The 17848-nt window shown below is 37.2% G+C and carries 15 protein-coding genes and 1 riboswitch; of the genes, 14 read left to right on the forward strand and 1 reads right to left on the reverse strand.

Annotated features, from left to right (window positions below; translation table 11 throughout):
- The 8 genes from HALSAC_RS0113355 to HALSAC_RS0113390 all read left to right on the forward strand — a co-directional run.
- Nucleotides 1-450: RNA-guided endonuclease TnpB family protein (locus HALSAC_RS0113355; protein WP_027340682.1), on the forward strand; the 450-nt coding region annotated here is incomplete at its 5' end.
- Nucleotides 451-556: 106 nt separating this feature from the next.
- Complete coding sequence (locus HALSAC_RS0113360; RefSeq protein ID WP_027340683.1) at nt 557-1792, forward strand: molybdopterin molybdotransferase MoeA; 1236 nt, start codon at nt 557-559, stop codon at nt 1790-1792.
- Between the two features lie 84 nt (nt 1793-1876).
- Nucleotides 1877-3778: a molybdopterin biosynthesis protein gene (locus tag HALSAC_RS0113365; RefSeq protein ID WP_027340684.1), complete on the forward strand. Its 1902-nt coding sequence runs from the start codon at nt 1877-1879 to the stop codon at nt 3776-3778.
- Nucleotides 3771-4754, forward strand: a complete 984-nt coding sequence (moaA, locus tag HALSAC_RS0113370; RefSeq protein WP_027340685.1) for a GTP 3',8-cyclase MoaA — start codon at nt 3771-3773, stop codon at nt 4752-4754. Before HALSAC_RS0113365 ends, moaA begins: the two co-directional genes overlap by 8 nt.
- A 2-nt stretch (nt 4755-4756) precedes the next feature.
- Nucleotides 4757-5677: a cyclic pyranopterin monophosphate synthase MoaC gene (moaC, locus tag HALSAC_RS17720; protein WP_027340686.1), complete on the forward strand. Its 921-nt coding sequence runs from the start codon at nt 4757-4759 to the stop codon at nt 5675-5677.
- A complete protein-coding gene (locus HALSAC_RS0113380; RefSeq protein WP_027340687.1) occupies nt 5670-6173 on the forward strand; it encodes a MogA/MoaB family molybdenum cofactor biosynthesis protein in 504 nt (167 codons plus the stop codon). The genes moaC and HALSAC_RS0113380 overlap by 8 nt, the downstream gene beginning before the upstream one ends.
- A gap of 144 nt (nt 6174-6317) precedes the next feature.
- Nucleotides 6318-6818, forward strand: coding sequence for a molybdopterin-guanine dinucleotide biosynthesis protein B (gene mobB / locus HALSAC_RS0113385; protein ID WP_027340688.1), 501 nt, complete (start codon nt 6318-6320; stop codon nt 6816-6818).
- Nucleotides 6819-6900: 82 nt separating this feature from the next.
- Nucleotides 6901-7365 (forward strand): NusG domain II-containing protein, encoded by a 465-nt coding sequence (locus tag HALSAC_RS0113390; protein ID WP_245579483.1) that lies wholly within the window; start codon nt 6901-6903, stop codon nt 7363-7365.
- A 189-nt stretch (nt 7366-7554) separates the two neighbouring features.
- Here the strand turns inward: HALSAC_RS0113390 and HALSAC_RS0113395 are convergent, their stop codons facing one another.
- The gene (locus tag HALSAC_RS0113395; protein WP_027340690.1) at nt 7555-8682 is read right to left on the reverse strand and encodes an amidase domain-containing protein; all 1128 of its coding nucleotides are present in this window, start codon (nt 8680-8682) and stop codon (nt 7555-7557) included.
- Between the two features lie 400 nt (nt 8683-9082).
- Between HALSAC_RS0113395 and carA the strand changes: the two genes are divergently transcribed.
- The 6 genes from carA (at nt 9083) to HALSAC_RS0113425 (ending at nt 17650) form a co-directional block, all read left to right on the forward strand.
- On the forward strand, nt 9083-10159 hold the full coding sequence (carA, locus tag HALSAC_RS0113400) for a glutamine-hydrolyzing carbamoyl-phosphate synthase small subunit (RefSeq protein WP_027340691.1): 1077 nt from the start codon (nt 9083-9085) through the stop codon (nt 10157-10159).
- Between the two features lie 230 nt (nt 10160-10389).
- A complete protein-coding gene (carB, locus tag HALSAC_RS0113405) occupies nt 10390-13572 on the forward strand; it encodes a carbamoyl-phosphate synthase large subunit (protein WP_027340692.1) in 3183 nt (1060 codons plus the stop codon).
- Nucleotides 13573-13666: 94 nt separating this feature from the next.
- Nucleotides 13667-13771, forward strand: a riboswitch (TPP riboswitch).
- Nucleotides 13772-14072: 301 nt separating this feature from the next.
- Nucleotides 14073-14861, forward strand: coding sequence for a bifunctional hydroxymethylpyrimidine kinase/phosphomethylpyrimidine kinase (thiD, locus tag HALSAC_RS0113410; protein WP_027340693.1), 789 nt, complete (start codon nt 14073-14075; stop codon nt 14859-14861).
- A gap of 449 nt (nt 14862-15310) precedes the next feature.
- Nucleotides 15311-16594 carry a phosphomethylpyrimidine synthase ThiC gene (gene thiC, locus HALSAC_RS0113415; RefSeq protein ID WP_027340694.1) on the forward strand — a complete coding sequence of 428 codons (1284 nt, stop codon included), beginning with the start codon at nt 15311-15313 and terminating at the stop codon, nt 16592-16594.
- Nucleotides 16595-16877: 283 nt separating this feature from the next.
- Nucleotides 16878-17312, forward strand: coding sequence for a GNAT family N-acetyltransferase (locus tag HALSAC_RS0113420; RefSeq protein ID WP_027340695.1), 435 nt, complete (start codon nt 16878-16880; stop codon nt 17310-17312).
- Between the two features lie 20 nt (nt 17313-17332).
- Nucleotides 17333-17650, forward strand: a complete 318-nt coding sequence (locus tag HALSAC_RS0113425; protein ID WP_027340696.1) for a MazG nucleotide pyrophosphohydrolase domain-containing protein — start codon at nt 17333-17335, stop codon at nt 17648-17650.
- Nucleotides 17651-17848: the final 198 nt, after the last annotated feature.

Genomic DNA, 17848 nt, shown 5'->3' on the forward strand with positions numbered 1-17848 from the left:
AAAGAAAAAGGTTCTAATAATTGGTACAAAGTTAAAAAGAAATTAGGTAAAGTTCACGAAAAGATAGCTAATATTAGATTAGACTTTCTTCATAAGTTGTCAACTAAGCTAATTAAGGAAAATCAACTTATAGTAGTTGAAACTTTGAAAGTAAAGAATATGCTTAAAAATTCTAAGTTAGCTAAATCCATATCAGATGTATCTTGGAGTAAGTTTATTGAATTACTAACTTATAAAGCTAAATGGTATGGAAGAGATTTAGTCAAAATAGACACTTTCTTCGCTAGTAGTCAATTATGTAGCAATTGTGGCTACAAGAATGAGAATGTTAAAGATTTGAAGGTTAGAAAGTGGGAATGTCCCGAATGTAAATCGTTTTGGGATAGGGATATTAATGCAAGTATAAATATTTTAAACGAAGGATTAAAAATAAAGGCAAGTACCACTTAGGATATGTACCGTTGGACTAACGGGAAGTTACGCTTAGGAGATATGAGTAGTGGTTACACTCTCAGCCTAAGAATCCTCGTGGGCTTGTCTCGAGGAGGGTCAATTAATGTCAGAACTCTTTCAATTAATTGAGATAGATAGTATTTCTGAGGTTTTAGAGGGAGAGCTAAATGTTGAGTTAGAGGTTGAGAGAATAGGGATATTAGAAGCAAAGGGGAGGATATTAGCCAAAGATATTGTTAGTAGTATCGATCTGCCCCCTTTCTCTAGATCGACAATGGATGGATATGCTGTCAGGGGAGTGGATACCTTTGGTGCTTCTGAATCTATGCCTATTTATTTGGACCTTGTAGGAGAGGTGTTAATGGGCGAAGAGGCAAATCAAGAGATTAAGAGTGGAGAGGCTATTAAGATTGCTACTGGTGGTATGTTGCCTAAGGGAGCAGATAGTGTTGTAATGGTAGAGTATACAGAAACGTTGGATGAAGATACAGTTGAAGTCTTTAAGGCTGTTGCTAGTGGAGAAAATGTAGTTTTAAAGGGAGAAGATATAGGTAAAGGAAGTACCATATTAAAGAAGGGCCAAAGATTAAGATCCCAAGATATAGGGGCTTTGGCTGGAATCGGTATTACAGAGGTAGAAGTCTTTCCTAAGCTTAAGGTTAAGGTCTTTTCTACTGGTGATGAGCTGGTACCTCCAAAGGAGGAGATTAATTCGGGACAAATAAGAGATATCAACTCTTACTCTATAGGTACCTTAGTTGAAGAGAGTGGAGGGGAGATCAATTATGGTGGAATTATCGCTGATAATAAAGAGGAGTTAATGCAGAGAGTAGGAGGTAGTTTAGAGGGTAATGATCTGGTGATCTTATCTGGTGGTAGTTCTGTTGGTACTAAAGATTTGACTATTGAAGTTTTAAATCAGTTAGGAGATCCAGGGGTCTTGATTCATGGGATAAGTATTAAGCCAGGAAAACCTACAATTGTGGCTGTTGTTGGTGATACTATCGTTATCGGATTGCCAGGACATCCTACCTCAGCAATGGTAGTCTTTATGACTGTAGTTGCACCCATTATTAAGAAGTTAGCTGGGCAAAAGATTAATTCTTTTAAACCTTCAATCTCCGCTAAGATAAGTCGTAATGTAGCCTCTGATAAAGGGAGAGAAGAGTATTTAAGGGTAGAGCTAGTAAATGAGAAGAATCAATTATGGGCCAAACCCATCTTAGGAAAGTCAAGTTTGATTACTACTATGGTTCAAGCAGATGGCCTAATTAAGGTACCTTTAGGTGTAGAGGGATTCGAAAAAGGAGCAGAGGTTCAGGTGTTGCTATTTAGCTAAAATTACTATTAAGTATCAATTCAACACTAGTACAATTCGTTACTAGTACAATTCGTTAATAAAAGAAGGGTGGGAGATAGTGAGATGGCCAGAGATATTTATTTAGATAATGTATCAGTAGAAGAAGCAAAGAGAAGGTGGCACCCTGCTTTAAATTTAAAGAGAGCAAGTGAAAAGATAGATATTAGAGATGGTCTAAATAGGATAACAGCTAAACCAATCTTGGCTAAAGTCTCAGCCCCCCATTACCATGCCTCAGCTATGGATGGGATTGCTGTTAAGGCTGAAAGAACGGCGGGAGCTTCAGAGAAGAATCCAATTAGACTTCAGAAGGATAAGGATTATAAGTTAATAGATACAGGAGATCCAATCCCTGAAGAGTTCAATGCGGTAGTTATGATCGAAGATGTAAATATAATAGATAAAAATACTGTAGAGATTGAAAAGGGTGTAACCCCTTGGCAACACGTAAGAACTGTGGGTGAGAGTTTGGTAAAGGGAGAGTTGATTCTACCTGTTGGTCGTCAGATAACCCCTTATGATATTGGGCTAGTACTAGAAGGAGGAGTGCTTGAGATTGATGTGTACTCTAAACCGAAGGTTGAGATTATTCCTACTGGTAGCGAATTGGTAGGACCAGGGACTGACCTATCTTCTGGGGATATAATAGAGTATAATTCTCATGTATTAGCTAATCTTATCAAAGAGTGGGGAGGAGTTCCTTTTAGAGGTGATATTACCCCTGATAACTATGAAGAGATTAAAAAGAAGTTGAGTGAAGCGGCAAAGGAGAAGGATCTAGTAGTAATTACAGCTGGATCTTCTGCTGGAAGGGAAGATTATACGGCAGATATTATAGATGAATTAGGAGAAGTTCTAGTCCATGGGGTTAGTATCAAGCCAGGTGGACCTGTTATACTAGGGGTTATAAATAATACCCCTGTCATTGGGGTTCCCGGCTATCCTGTAGCAGCGGTTTTAACCTTTAGACTATTTGCTCGACCAGTAATCTCTCAGTTGGCTGGAGAAGAAGAGGTGGAGGTTAAGAAGCTAAAGGCCCAAATAGGGGCTAAGGTTCTTTCTAGTTTAGGGTTTAGAGAGTTTTTACGAGTTAAATTGGCCCAATTAGATGGCAATCTCTTAGCTATCCCCTTACCTAGATCATCTGGAGTAATGGGTTCACTGGTAGAAGGTGATGGTTTAGTAACTATCTCTGAATTTAGTGAAGGTCTAAATAGTAAAGAAGAGGTTGAGGTAGAGTTATTAAAGGATAAAGTGAAGGGTGATAGTACTATATTAATGGCAGGTAGTAATGATTTAACCTTAGATATACTAAAGAACAGATTAGCTATAGAAGGTTGTAGTTTTATAAGTAAGTCTACAGGAAGTTTAGGAGGAGTAACGGCATTAAAGAGAAGGGAAGTACATCTAGCAGGAGTCCATCTCCTAGACCCACAGAGTGGTGAATATAATATATCTTATATAAAAAAGTTTCTTCGAGATAGAGATATAACACTAGTTAATCTAGTTTATCGAGACCAAGGTCTAATCTTTAGAAGGGATAAGGATAAAGTGATTAAGGGTATAAGAGATCTGACTAAAGATAATCTCCTATTTATCAATCGTCAGCGTGGAGCAGGGACTAGGGTCTTATTCGACTATAAGTTGAAAGAGTATGGTATAGAGCCTGAGGAGATTAATGGGTATGATCGTATAGAGTATACTCATATGACTTTGGCAGCGGCTATAGCTAGTGGTAGTGCAGATACAGGATTGGGGATCTTAGCAGCAGCTCAAGCCTTTGATTTAGGCTTTATTTCTCTTGCTAAAGAAAGGTATGATATCTTAATACCTAATGAGTATCTAGAAGACGAGAGGGTAAAGAGTTTATTAAAGGTTATTAGGAGTGATAATTTCAAGAAAAAGGTAAATGATATTCCAGGATATGATAGCTCTAGGACAGGAGAGATGATAGAGTATGAATAATCTTATCGATGATTTAGGGCGAAGGGTAGATTATTTAAGGATTTCAGTGACTGATAGATGTAATTTGCGCTGTTATTATTGTATGCCATCTCAAGGGGTTGATTTGACTGATCATAAAGAGATATTGACCTATGAAGAGATAGTTAAGGTTGTTCAAGCTAGTGTAAGGTTAGGGGTTAAGAAGGTTAGGCTAACAGGAGGTGAACCTCTATTGAGGCCAGAAATTGTTAATCTCGTTAGAATGTTAAAAGGGATAGGAGGAATCAATGAGGTCTCTTTAACCACCAATGGTATATTATTAAATAAGTATGGGGAAGAACTATTATCAGTAGGGCTAGATCGGGTCAATATCAGTTTAGATACTCTAGATCCTAATAAGTTTAAGAGAATTACAGGTTATGACCAGCATAGACAAGTTATAAGTGGTATAGAAAAGGCATTGGAGCTTGGTCTTGACCCTGTTAAGGTTAATGTAGTATTAATGAAGGGGATTAATGATGATGAGATATTTGACTTTATTAATTTAACTAAAGAGAAGCCTTTGCATATTAGATTCATTGAATTTATGCCGGCTGGCAATAATTCTGCTAAGGATGATGATCGATATCTAAGTATTGGTAACTTAAAGGCTAGGATTAGAAAAAGAGAGAGGCTCCTACCTACCAAATTTAATAAGGGAAATGGTCCAGCGTACTATTATCAACTTCCTAATGCTTTAGGGACTCTTGGATTTATCACTCCAATTAGCAATCACTTTTGTAGTAGTTGTAATAGATTAAGGTTGACGGCAACTGGTCAATTAAGGCCTTGTCTATCAAGTGATAATGAATATGGATTAAAGGAGATATTAAGGGGAAATAAAGAGATTAAGGAGTTAGAAGAGGTCTTTTTAAAGTCTATTAGAAGAAAGCCCAAGGAACATCAGATGGAACAGGGAGATAACTTTTTTAAAAATATGTCAGAGATAGGGGGATAAAGATGGGAAGATTAAGTCATTTTGATGAAGAAGGTAGATCAAGGATGGTTGATGTTGGTGATAAATCGGCAAGCAAGCGGGTGGCTATTGCCAAAGGTGAGGTTAAGGTTGGCCAAGAGACTTTAAGGTTGATTAAGGATCAGAAGATAGAGAAGGGTAATGTGTTAGAGGTAGCTAGAGTAGCAGGAATTATGGGAGTGAAAAGGACTCCAGATTTGATTCCTATGTGTCATCCTTTGTTGGTCAGTGGTATAGATTTGAGGTTTAATCTTAGGGAGAGAGATTTAGTTATAGAGATATTAGCAACGGTTAAGATAAGTGGAAAGACAGGGGTTGAGATGGAAGCCTTGACTGCTGTATCAATTGCTGCATTAACCATCTATGATATGTGCAAGGCTGTAGATAAGGGGATTGAGATAGGTGAGATAAAGCTACTTAAGAAGAGTGGAGGAAAGAGTGGAGACTATTTGGCCCAAGAATTACAAGGAGAGGTCGTTGCACTCTGTAAAAGTGAGGAGAAGGGAGTAGCTAAGGAGGAGGTAAGTGAAGGTTACTTAAAAGAGAATCATGGTTTAGAAGGTGATGCCCATGCAGGAGATTGGCATCGTCAGGTCAGCCTCTTAGGTGAAGAGGATATAGATATTATGAAGAGTAAGGGGTTAGAGTTAGAGATGGGTGCCTTTGGTGAGAACATTGTTACTAAAGGCTTGAATCTATCTAACTTACCGGTAGGTACAAAGTTGCTCCTAGGAGAAGGGGTATTGTTGGAGGTTACTCAGATAGGTAAGGAGTGTCATGATCGCTGTAAGATTTATTACCAGGTTGGAGACTGTATTATGCCTAAACGTGGAATCTTTGCTAAGGTCTTAAAGGGCGGGCCAATTGCTGCTGGAGTCAAGATTGAAGTGATGCTAAATGATTAGGGTAGGGGTCTTGACTTTGAGCGATAAGGGTGCGTCAGGTGATAGAAAAGATGAGAGCGGGCCAACGATTAAAAGGATAGTTAAGAGTATTGGGGCCAAGGTTGAATACTACAAGGTTATTCCTGATGACAAGGAGGGTATAATAAAAGAGCTAAAAAAGCAGGTAGATGACTTAGGTTTAGATTTGATCCTAACTACTGGTGGAACTGGTTTATCGCCAAGAGACTTTACTCCAGATGCTACCTTAGAGGTAATCGAGAGGGAGGTTCCAGGTCTTGCTGAAGCGATGCGAGCCAAGAGTTTAAAGAAGACATCTCGAGCTATGCTAACAAGGGGTCTTGCAGGAACAAGAGCCAACTCTTTGATAGTCAATCTACCTGGTAGTCCTAAAGCTGTTAGGGAGTGTTTAGAGGTAATCCTTGATGTGCTTCCTCATGCTATAGAAATTTTGCAAGGTAGAGGTGGAGAGTGTGGGAGAGCAGAGGGTAAGGGATAAAGGATAAAGAATAAAGAATGTTTGGTCAGGGCAATTCAAAGATTTAGTCTGAAATTTTGTCAGATTTGATGATCTAAGTTTTTAAAAGGTTTTAGCTGAGGGCTGAAAGCTGATAGTTGATAGCTAATAAAAGGAGGTTTATATATGATTCCTATAGTATCGATAGTTGGGTGGACTAACTCTGGAAAGACTACCTTTATGACCAAGTTGATCACTGAGATGAAGGGGAGAGGTTATAGGGTAGGGACGATTAAGCATAATGCCCATAGGGTCGTGGTAGATAAGCCTGGTAAGGATAGTTGGAGGCATAAGAAAGCAGGGGCAGAGGAGGTTATCATCTCTTCTGCTGATCGGTTGATTATGATTAAGGATGTAGAAGAAGAGCCTAGTGTAGCTGAGGTAGTTGATGGTTATATGAGCTCTGATTTAGATCTGATCCTTGTAGAAGGGGATAAGGAAGGCGATCATCCTAAGATAGAAATTTTCAGACCAAGCTCTTATGATGAGCCAATCTTTAATTCTAATGAGGTGTTGGCCCAGATTATAAATAAAGAGCCCAATCTGACTGAGGTACTTTTCTCTAAAGAGGTTAAAGCAGTAGCCAATATTATTGAAGAGGATATTTTAAAATTTAATCATCGATAATATTATTACTTTAATTTCTTAGTTAGATAAGTTATAATAAAGGAAGAAGAAGGTACTCTTAAATTAGAAGGATATGATAACGATGATAAAAAGAATAATAAAAGAGTTAAACTTAAAAAAGTTAAATCAATTGATGACTTTGGCTGACAAGATTGTCATAGTCTCTATTTTAATAATAAGTTTATCTATGGTAGTGATAACTCCTAGGGTTATAGGTAGTGCTGGTGATTTGAAGGAAGTAGTCGTTACCGTTGATAATCAAGAAGTCTTTAGGCATCCTTTAGAAGATAATGAAGAGCTTAAGCGCCATAAGTTCTACTTTGATGTAGAAGGAAATTCCTATGAAGGTGTACTAAGGATGAAGGATGGTAGAGTAAGGATGGAAAGGTTAAGTAAAGAGATATCTCCTTTATCTATTCATGTAGATATGGGATGGATAAGTGAGCCTTATCAGACTATTGTATCTCTACCAGTTAGACTTATTGTTACTGTTGAGACAAGAGATAATGATACTAGTGATAGTGATATTGATATAATGGCATTTTAATTTACAGTGTCTGTGACAGTGGTTAGTGTCGGTATAATTCAAAAATCACTCCTTCAAGAGAGAAGGGTGATTTTTTCTTTTTGGGGTTTTTAGATTATCATAGTTAAAATGGGTAACTAATTAATTAAGGAGAATTCTGTTAGCTTAACTTCCTTTGTTACTGATACAGACACCGATTTTTGACACTTTTTAATAGTGCACCCGAATTAACTGAAACTTCACTCCCCTATCACTCCATCCTAAATCCCAAGGTACTCTATGTCGATCAGCATTGTGAGAGTTTACTAAGGGATATCCCTTGGAATCTAAGCCACTAACGACTGAGATATGTTTGACCCGTCCTTTCTTCTCATAAGCCACATAATCACCAGGTAATAGCTTATAAGATCTCTTCAGTACATCTTCATAAGAACCACGAGCAATCAAAGACGCTCTACCACTACCGAGCATAAAAGAATTGAAAGCATGGGCATTTACCCAAGCCTTTGTTGCTCCTCCTCGATTATAATTCCAAGCCCCTGTCTTTCTAAACCCTCCACCTTCATAGAGCATTTGAGAGGCAAAATTTGTACAATCCCCACCTAAAGGATTATAATTTCTATAATCATAATTATATTGAAATCCGTATTCAGGAAGATTCGCAGCACCAGAATATTTATCTACATAAGCTATTGCATTAACCCTTCTTTCATTTAGATCAGATAGGTCTCTAGCTTCTTTACTCATTATTATTTCCCTTAATTCATTATCTTTAATATTATTTAAATTTAAAGAGTCGGCAAAGGGATCGGCATACCATTCCTTTTTGATTATCCACCTATCATCTTTTTCCATTAAATCTAAGGTATGATAGGTTCCAATTCTAAAGAAGTTATATTTTCTAGGTTGGTCTTTGTAAGAGTAGATATACTCTGTAGAAACCAACAAGTTAAGGGTAGTTACTTCTCCTTTATCTCTTCCACCTCGGACAATCACTTGGGAATTAATATCCTCAAAGATTACACCTTGTTTGATAGACCAACTATGTAAATATTTCATTTTTTTTATATCATGTTCATAGGCCCAGACTCCATTTCTAACCTTTCTATTATATAAACTTTTTAGAATTTCTTTATTCCCTTCTAATAAAGCTTTATTTCTAATATCAAAGATTTCTTGCACTCTTATATTAAATATACTTTTTGAATTTTCATCTATAAGTATAACAGGTACTTCTGTAGGTGTATTCCAGAAGTAAGCACCTAAGCCTCCAAGGGCCAAGAAGGCAATAAGCCCAAAAATTAACTTTTTTCTTTTTAGTCTAATTAAGATAAACATAGTTTTCCCCCTCAAATATACTCATAGGATTATATGTATATTAGTTAATTATTATTCTTTGCTGGTCTATAATATATCTAAGATCTTAAAAAGAAGCATAATAGTAATAAAGCGGAGCTTTATTACTGGTGATGAGTAATCAGTAATGAGTAATGGGTAAAACCTTAAGAAAACAGAAACCCCTTTGTTCCCTAAGACTTATAAGAGGTTTTGAGATTTTGACTTTACTCATTACTTTTCACTCATTACCCATTACTAGTGGCACGAAAGTGGCACTTTATTACTATACAGATAAGGAATATTTTTCACCTATACTTGCATAAAGATTCATTTTATTGTATAATTATAAAAAAGTTAATTACAATGACTATAAATATTGAGTATAGAGGAGTGAGTAGATGTGAAGGCTATTTTAGCTTTAGAGGATGGCAGGTATTTTATAGGAGAATCCTTAGGGGCCAAGGGTGAGGTCACTGGAGAGGTTGTCTTTAATACGAGTATGACAGGTTATCAGGAGGTATTAACAGATCCTTCTTATAAGGGCCAACTGGTTACTATGACCTATCCATTGATTGGGAATTATGGTGTTAATGATATCGATAGTGAATCTAAAGGATTACATTTGTCTGGTTTTATTGTAAGAGAAGATTGCGATTGGCCAAGTAACTGGCAGGAGTCAGGTAAGGTAAGTGATTATTTGACCCAAAATAATGTTATTGGTATCAAAGGAATTGATACTCGTGCTTTAACCAAGCATATTAGAGACAAGGGTATGATGCAAGGGGTGATCTCTACAGAGGAGAGCAATATAGGTAAGTTGGTTGCCAAAGCAAAAGCGAGTTCATTTCCAAAAGATGTAGTGTCAAAGGTGACTACTGAGGATATATATACCTTAGCTGAGGATAGTTTAAATTATAATATAGCCTTAATTGATTTAGGTGTTAAAGATAGTATTTTGGATTATTTAGTAGATAGAGGAGCTAAGGTTACTGTTCTTCCAGCCGATACAAAGGAAGATGTAATAAGAGCTTTAAATCCTGATGGAGTATTTATCTCTAATGGTCCAGGAGATCCAAAGGATATACCTGAAGTAGTAGAGGTAGTAAAATCTCTGGTTGGCGAGTATCCAATCTGTGGAATTTGTTTAGGACATCAGGTCATAGGGTTGGCTTTAGGAGGAGATACTTATAAGCTGAAGTTTGGGCATCGAGGGGGAAACCAACCTGTTAAGGACTTAGAGACAGGGAAAGTCTTTATCACATCACAAAATCATGGTTATGCTTTAAAGGAAGAAGGGCTTCCTAAAGAGCTAAAGGTAACTCATCGTAACTTAAATGATAATACAGTAGAGGGGATTAAGCATCTAAGGTTACCTATCTTTTCTATTCAATATCATCCTGAGGCAGCACCAGGACCTGAGGATACACGTTTTATCTTTGATCACTTTTTAGAGATAATGCTTCAAAAAGCAGCGTAAGAATAACTAAGAGTTAAAAATTAATAATTAAGAATTAAAAACTAAAGTTAAAAGCTTATGAGTTTGCAAAGAATCTCGCGAATAAATGCGAGTTAAAAAACTCATTTAAATTTTTTAAAAGTTTTTGATTTAAGCTGACGGCTGACCCTACGAGTTTTATAGTTCAAAAACTCTTCGTAATAAAAATCATTCGCTGACAGCTGGTAGATAAAAAGAAGGGAGTATTGAGTATGCCAAAATATAAAGATATAAGTAAGGTGTTGGTTATTGGGTCTGGGCCAATTGTAATCGGACAGGCAGCAGAGTTTGATTATTCGGGGGCTCAGGCATGTAAGGCTTTGCAAGAGGAAGGTATAGAGGTAGTTTTGATCAATAGCAATCCAGCTACGATTATGACTGATGAGGATATTGCTGATAAGGTTTATATTGAACCTTTAACTTTAGAATTTTTAAAAAAGGTAATAGATGAGGAGAAGCCTGATGGGATTTTGCCGACATTAGGTGGGCAGACAGGTCTTAACCTAGCTACTAAGCTTGCCCAATCTGGTTTCTTAGATGGGAAGGATGTTAAGTTCTTAGGCACTTCTTTAGAGGTTATTAAAGGTGCCGAGGACCGAGATGAGTTTAAGAAACTGATGGAGGAGATTAACGAGCCTATTGCAGAGAGTGGAATTGTTCAGACTTTAGAAGGGGCATTAGAATTTGCTCAAGAGATTGGTTATCCTTTGATTATTAGACCGGCCTTTACTATGGGAGGAGCTGGTGGAGGTATTGCTGACAATGAAGAAGAATTAAAGGATATTGTCAGTCGAGGTTTAAAGAATTCTCCAGTTAATCAGGTTTTAGTAGAGAAGAGTATTGCAGGATGGAAAGAGATAGAATATGAGGTGTTAAGAGATAAGAATGATACTTGTATAATCGTTTGTAATATGGAGAACTTTGATCCAGTTGGGATACATACAGGAGATAGTATAGTGGTTGCCCCTAGTCAGACCTTAAGGGATAAGGAGTATCAGATGCTAAGAACAGCATCTTTAAAGATTATTAGGGCTTTAAAGATTGAAGGGGGTTGTAATATTCAATTTGCTTTAGATCCTAAGAGTATGGACTATTCGGTAATTGAGGTTAACCCTCGGGTAAGCCGTTCTAGTGCTTTAGCTTCTAAGGCTACAGGATATCCTATTGCTAGAGTTTCGGCAAAGATTGCTATTGGATTACATTTAGATGAGATAGAGAACTCTATCACAGGAAAGACGACAGCCTGCTTTGAGCCTACTTTAGATTATATAGTGGCAAAGATTCCACGTTGGCCCTTCGATAAGTTCTCTGATGCCGATCGCAATCTTACAACACAGATGAAAGCTACTGGTGAAGTAATGGCTATTGGACGTAACTTTGAAGAAGCTTTGCTTAAGGCAATTGATTCCTTAGATAGTGGTATCGATTTAACTTCTGCTGAATTCTCTTATTTATCAGAAGAAGAGTTGAAAGGGGCTTTAGTTGAGGCTACCGATGAGAGATTATTCTTAATTGTTGAAGCTTTAGGTAGGGGAGTAAAGGAGAAGGAGATACATGATCTTACTGGCGTTGATCTCTTTTTCCTTAATAAGCTAACTAATATTATAAATATTAAAAATAAGATAGAAGATCATGGTCATTTAAACTTAAGCTTAGTTGAAGAGGCTAAGAAGATAGGGATCAGTGATGATTATTTAGCTAAGATTAGTGGAACTGGAGTTGATAGGGTTAGAACTATGCGGAAAGTTTTAAATTTAAAACCATCTTATAAGATGGTAGATACCTGTGCTGCTGAATTTGAGGCAGAGACTCCTTATTATTACTCTACCTATGAGCTTGAAGATGAGACAATTAAGGATGACAAGAAGAAGGTCTTAGTAGTAGGAGCTGGGCCAATTAGAATCGGTCAAGGTATAGAGTTTGATTACTGTAGTGTTCACTCAGTTCAAGCTCTTAAGGATGAGGGGGTTGGTGCAGTAATCGTTAACAATAACCCAGAAACGGTAAGTACCGACTTTGATACCTCTGATAAGCTTTACTTTGAGCCAATTAATTTAGAGTATGTAAGCAATATCATAGAAAATGAAGAGGTTGATGGGGTTATTCTACAATTTGGAGGACAGACGGCGATAAATTTGGCCCATCCTTTAGAGGAGATAGGAGCTCCTATCTTAGGTACAAGTGTAGCAGATATGGATAGAGCAGAGGATCGTGATAAGTTCTTAAAGTTATTAGAAAAGTTGGAGATACCATTACCTCAAGGGGCTACAGTTACAGCTAAGGATAAGGCTATAAAGGTAGCAGAAGATCTTGGTTATCCAGTTTTGGTTAGACCTTCATATGTTCTTGGAGGTCAAGCTATGGAGGTTGTTTATAATCAGGATGAATTGATGGAGTATATGGAAAGGGCAGTTAAGGTGTCACCTAAGCACCCTGTCTTGATTGATAAATATGTAGTAGGTAAGGAGGTAGAGGTAGATGCTATCTCTGATGGTGAGACTGTAGTTATTCCTGGTATTATGGAGCATATTGAGAAGGCTGGTATCCATTCAGGAGATAGTATGGCCGTTTATCCACCTCAAAGTTTAAGCCAAGATTTACAAAAGGAGATTGAAGATTATTCTATTAAGCTAGCTAGAGCTTTACAGATTAAAGGTTTATTTAATATTCAGTATGTTGTCGATGAGAATGATAAGCCTTATGTCTTAGAGGTTAATCCTAGAGCAAGTAGAACCATACCAATATTGAGTAAGGTAACAAAGGTTCCTATGGTCAAGTTGGCTACTAAGGTGATGCTTGGTGATAAGCTCTCTGATCTAGGATATTCAACAGGGGTAGTCAAAGAGCAGGAGTTGATTACAGTTAAGGCACCTGTCTTCTCCTTTGCCAAGTTACCTGATGTAGATATCTTCTTAGGTCCAGAGATGAAATCTACTGGAGAGGTTATGGGGACAGATACTACCTATGCTAAAGCTCTCTATAAGGCTATGATAGGAGCTGGATTTGAGATAGCAAAAGAGGGTAAGGTGCTTTTATCTTTAGCTGATCGTGATAAGGAAGAAGGTGCCAAGATTGCCCAAAGGTTATCTGATATAGGATTTGCTTTGGTGGCAACAACAAATACAGCTAGATATCTAGAAGAGAAGGGTCTAGAAGTAGATGAAATTAATAAAGATCAAACTCTGAAGGTGATTGGTGAAAGTGAAGTGGACTTGGTTTTAAATACTCCAACTCGTGGTAAGTTGGCCCATCGCTTTGGCTTCCAATTAAGACGAAAGACTGTAGAGTATAATATACCTTGTATTACTTCATTAGGAACTATGGAGGCTCTTTTAGATGTCTTAGATCAGAATATTGAAGATTTTAATGTATTGAGCTTAGAAAAATACTTTTAAAGATAAGCAAGTGAGTATATCATTTAATTTATTATAGAAGTTGAAATAATTTTGATTATATAATATAATCTTAAAAGAAGGATAATCGAATAGAATTTACCACTAGGGGAGCTCTATTAGGGCTGAGAAAGGGATGTATCTCTTGACTCTTGAACCTGATCTGGATAATACCAGCGGAGGGAAGTGGTTCTTTAAATCATATTGCTTTATACATATGAAGATACACTATTGAGGGTGTATTAATAAAGAACACAGTTCCCGTTGTTGGGGACTGTGTTCTTTTTAGTTACACAGCTATGTGCCGTGTGTAATGTGCGAATGGTTTTTATTACGGAAAGTCTTGATTTTTAGACTTGTAGGGTGAGCTAGTTCAAGACCCTTAAAAACTTACACTGGATCCTATACTTTTCGGGGGTGAGTACTTGATCTTAGCTTAAGGCACATAGCTCATAGCTAGTAACACGAAGGTGTTACTCAATTATAAGGAGGAGATGATATTAGTGAAGCAGGTATTGACAATTGCAGGGTCTGATTCTGGGGGAGGAGCAGGTATTCAAGCTGATTTGAAGACTATGACTTCCTTTGGTGTTTATGGTGCTACGGTTATTACTGCCGTTACGGCACAGAATACTTTAGGTGTACAGGGTTTTGAAGCTTTAAGTGGTGGGTTTGTGCAAATGCAGTTGGATTCTGTTTGTAGTGATTTGAATTTTTCTGCTTTAAAGACTGGAATGCTGGCCAATAGTGATATTATTAGGGCTGTAGTTAAGAAGGTTAAAGAGTATAATCTAGATAATTTGGTGGTAGATCCAGTAATGGTGGCTACTAGTGGAGATCTTTTATTGGCTAAAGAGGCAAATGAAGCTTTAAAAGAGGAACTGATTCCTTTAGCTAAGGTAATTACTCCAAACCTGAATGAAGCAAAGTTCCTCCTTGGCAAAGGTATGGATGAGGAGGTGAGCTTAGAAAAGTTAGCAGAAGATTTATACAAGTTGGGTTCTGAATATATTCTAGTAAAAGGCGGCCATGGAGATGGTCAGGTTGCTAGAGATATTCTCTATGATGGAGAGGATTTTATTGAGTTCAAGACTCAAAGGATAGATACGAAGGATACCCATGGAACAGGATGTACCCTCTCAGCAGCTATAGCTAGTAATCTAGCTTTAGGATATTCTGTGGAAGATAGTGTGGCTAGAAGTAAAGAGTTCATTACCAAAGCTATTAAAGAAGGATGTAAAGTTGGGAGAGGTAATAATCCTGTTAATCATTTTGTTAAGGTTGGGAATTAAGATTGAAACTTAATAGTAATAAAGCGTAGCTTTATTACTGGTGATGAGTAATCAGTAATGAGTAATGGGTAAAACCTTAAAACCTCAGACCCCATCTCCCTTAAGAGTTTCAAGAAACTCTTAAGGGTTATTATCTTCACCAAAGTGATTGTGAAGATAATTTCCCTAAGCCCTTCCCCTTATCTAAGGAGAAGCTGATCTTGGCACGAAGAGTCTTGTTCTTTAGACTCTGAGGGGGGAACTACTTTCCCCCTCTCTTCAGAGGAGGAGAGGCTGGTTTTGCACGGAGTGGTCGATAGACCCGAAGGGGGGGTAGGGGGGGAGGTGTGAGTTCTTGACTTTACTCATTACTCTTCACTCATTACCCATTACTAGTGGCACGAAAGTGACACTTTATTACTATAAAGCTCAACATTTCACATAAATTAAAATAAAGGAGGAGAAAGAGTATGACACAAGTTACTAAAGCGAGAGAGGGTAAGATAACAAAAGAGATGGAGATAGTGGCAAAAAAAGAGGGGTTAAGTACTGAGTTTATCAGAAAGGGTATAGCAGAGGGGACTATAGTAATCCCGGCTAATAAGAATCATAAGAACTTAGACCCTAATGGATTTGGAGAAGGGCTATCTACAAAGGTTAATGCTAATTTTGGTACTTCAGAGGATTATCCAGAGATTGATAAGGAGTTAAAGAAGCTTGAAGTAGCAGTAGAGGCTGGTGCTGATGCAGTAATGGATTTATCTACTGGCGAGAAGATAAATGAGACTAGAAGAGCAATCTTAAAAGAAGCAGAGGTTCCTTTAGGTACTGTCCCGATCTATCAAGCAACGGTTGAGACCCTACAAGAGGGAAGAGCTATTATAGATATAACTGTAGATGAGTTATTTGAAGTAATCGAGGAGCAGGCTAAAGATGGGGTGGACTTTATTACTGTTCACTGTGGACTAACATTAGAGACTATCCGTCATCTAAGGGATGAAGGTAGAGTTACCGATATAGTTAGCCGTGGTGGGTCCTTTATGACCGGTTGGATGCTACATAACAATAAAGAGAACCCATTATATGAGTATTATGATCGCCTTTTGGAGGTCTGTTATGAGTATGATGTAACACTAAGCTTAGGTGACGGATTAAGACCAGGTTCTTTAGCTGATGCTACCGATAGAGCCCAAATCCATGAACTTTTAGTCTTAGCTGAACTTGTAGATAGGGCAAGAGATGCTGAGGTTCAAGTAATGGTAGAAGGTCCAGGCCATGTTCCTTTTGATCAGATAGAGACCAATATCAAGATTCAAAAAGAGTTATGTAAAGGAGCCCCTTTTTATGTTTTAGGGCCTTTGGTAACTGATATTGCTTTAGGTTATGATCATATTACTGCTGCTATTGGAGGAACTCTAGCTGCAAGTGCTGGGGCTGACTTCTTATGTTATGTAACTCCTGCTGAGCATATTGGGCTACCAGATATTGATGATGTAAGAGAGGGTGTTATCGCTTCTAAGATTGCTGCTCATGCTGCCGATATAGCTAAGGGTGTTAAAGGGGCCAAAGAAAGAGATCGTCAGATGGCCAAGGCAAGAAAGGATTTAGATTGGGAGAAGCAGATTGAGCTATCTATCGACCCTAAGAAGGCTAGAGAGTCAAGAGATTCCCACAATCAGATTCTTAAGGATGAAGAGGCTTGTACTATGTGTGGATCTTATTGTGCTATGAAGGTTGTCGATGAGGCGCTATAGAGCAATTAAGAGTTAAGGATTAAAAATTAAGAGTTAAAGTATAGAGTAAGTGGGCAACTTAAGTTGCCCATTTACTCTATTTTTATTGAGGGTCAATTAGAAAATTAGATAATATTGGAGGAATATAATTTTTTATGTAGAATTAATTTGATGGTATTGTATTTTTATACAATACTTATGTTAGAGTTTCGTTAATATTAAGTTATACGAAATGGTGCCTATGAAGATGTTTATTGTTATCTTTATAGAAAGTGAGGGTTAAGAAAATATGACAAGAAATAATATGGATTTTATTGTTAGAAATGCTGAGGAAAAAGATTTAAAATATTTAGCGGTTCTTTGTGAACAGTTAGGATATTCAACGAATTTTCAAGAACTAGAATCACGATTGAAAAAGATTTTGAAAGATGATGAGCATGTAATATATGTTGCTGAATTAGCAAATGGGGAAATAGTTGGCTGGATTCATGCTTATATTTATAAATTATTTTATGCTGATTTGATGGTTGAAATTGGTGGTATTGTTGTTGATGAATCAAAAAGAAAGAAAGGAATAGGAAAACAATTAATGAAATGTGTTGAAAACTGGGGAGTAGAGAAAGGGTGTTATGCTGTGAGTTTACGCTCAAATGTACTTAGAGAAAAGGCTCATGCTTTTTATCAGAAAATAGGTTATAAAAATGAAAAACAACAATTTACTTTTCGTAAAAAACTTTAAGATTTTTGGGAGGGTTGTTTATGGAAGTTTTTGATTTACAGAGTAAGGTGTACAAGTTTGTTAAAGAAAATAATCTTGAAACAAAAATAGAGAGTAGATTGCTTGACCTTGTATCAGAAGTGGGAGAGTTATCTAAGGAAGTTTTAAAAGGTTCTAATTATGGGAAAGAAAAATTCGAGAATACAGATGAATGGATTAATGAATTTGGTGATGTTCTATTTTCTTTAATTTGTATTGCTAATAAGACTGAAATTAATTTAGAAGTAGCATTAGATAAAGCACTTAATAAATATGGGAAAAGATTTAATGAAAAAGGAAACATATCTTCTGGAAAATGAGAAGGTTTGAGCATGGCACCACTTCGTATAACAGCGGCTTAGCTACATCCCAGGTAATAAGAGGAGAACGCCAGAGAACTGACTTATGTGAGGATTAAATAATCAGGTAGTTTAATGGTATCTATGAGGGACGTCGCGAAGCCGCGGGACGTTGTATGTCCGTGCGACCAGCCCTTGAAATAACAGGGGTTAAGCTAT

The organism is Halonatronum saccharophilum DSM 13868 (genome assembly GCF_000517025.1).
GTDB lineage: Bacteria > Bacillota > Halanaerobiia > Halobacteroidales > Halobacteroidaceae > Halonatronum > Halonatronum saccharophilum.

Bases quoted from the DNA above. Each gene is read 5' to 3' on its own strand.
- HALSAC_RS0113395 (WP_027340690.1), bottom strand. From the start codon at position 8,682: ATGTTTATCTTAATTAGACTAAAAAGAAAAAAGTTAATTTTTGGGCTT.
- HALSAC_RS0113365 (WP_027340684.1), top strand. From the start codon at position 1,877: ATGGCCAGAGATATTTATTTAGATAATGTATCAGTAGAAGAAGCAAAG.
- moaA (WP_027340685.1), top strand. From the start codon at position 3,771: ATGAATAATCTTATCGATGATTTAGGGCGAAGGGTAGATTATTTAAGG.
- mobB (WP_027340688.1), top strand. From the start codon at position 6,318: ATGATTCCTATAGTATCGATAGTTGGGTGGACTAACTCTGGAAAGACT.
- thiC (WP_027340694.1), top strand. From the start codon at position 15,311: ATGACACAAGTTACTAAAGCGAGAGAGGGTAAGATAACAAAAGAGATG.
- carB (WP_027340692.1), top strand. From the start codon at position 10,390: ATGCCAAAATATAAAGATATAAGTAAGGTGTTGGTTATTGGGTCTGGG.
- HALSAC_RS0113360 (WP_027340683.1), top strand. From the start codon at position 557: ATGTCAGAACTCTTTCAATTAATTGAGATAGATAGTATTTCTGAGGTT.
- HALSAC_RS0113380 (WP_027340687.1), top strand. From the start codon at position 5,670: ATGATTAGGGTAGGGGTCTTGACTTTGAGCGATAAGGGTGCGTCAGGT.
- HALSAC_RS0113420 (WP_027340695.1), top strand. From the start codon at position 16,878: ATGGATTTTATTGTTAGAAATGCTGAGGAAAAAGATTTAAAATATTTA.
- moaC (WP_027340686.1), top strand. From the start codon at position 4,757: ATGGGAAGATTAAGTCATTTTGATGAAGAAGGTAGATCAAGGATGGTT.
- HALSAC_RS0113390 (WP_245579483.1), top strand. From the start codon at position 6,901: ATGATAAAAAGAATAATAAAAGAGTTAAACTTAAAAAAGTTAAATCAA.
- HALSAC_RS0113425 (WP_027340696.1), top strand. From the start codon at position 17,333: ATGGAAGTTTTTGATTTACAGAGTAAGGTGTACAAGTTTGTTAAAGAA.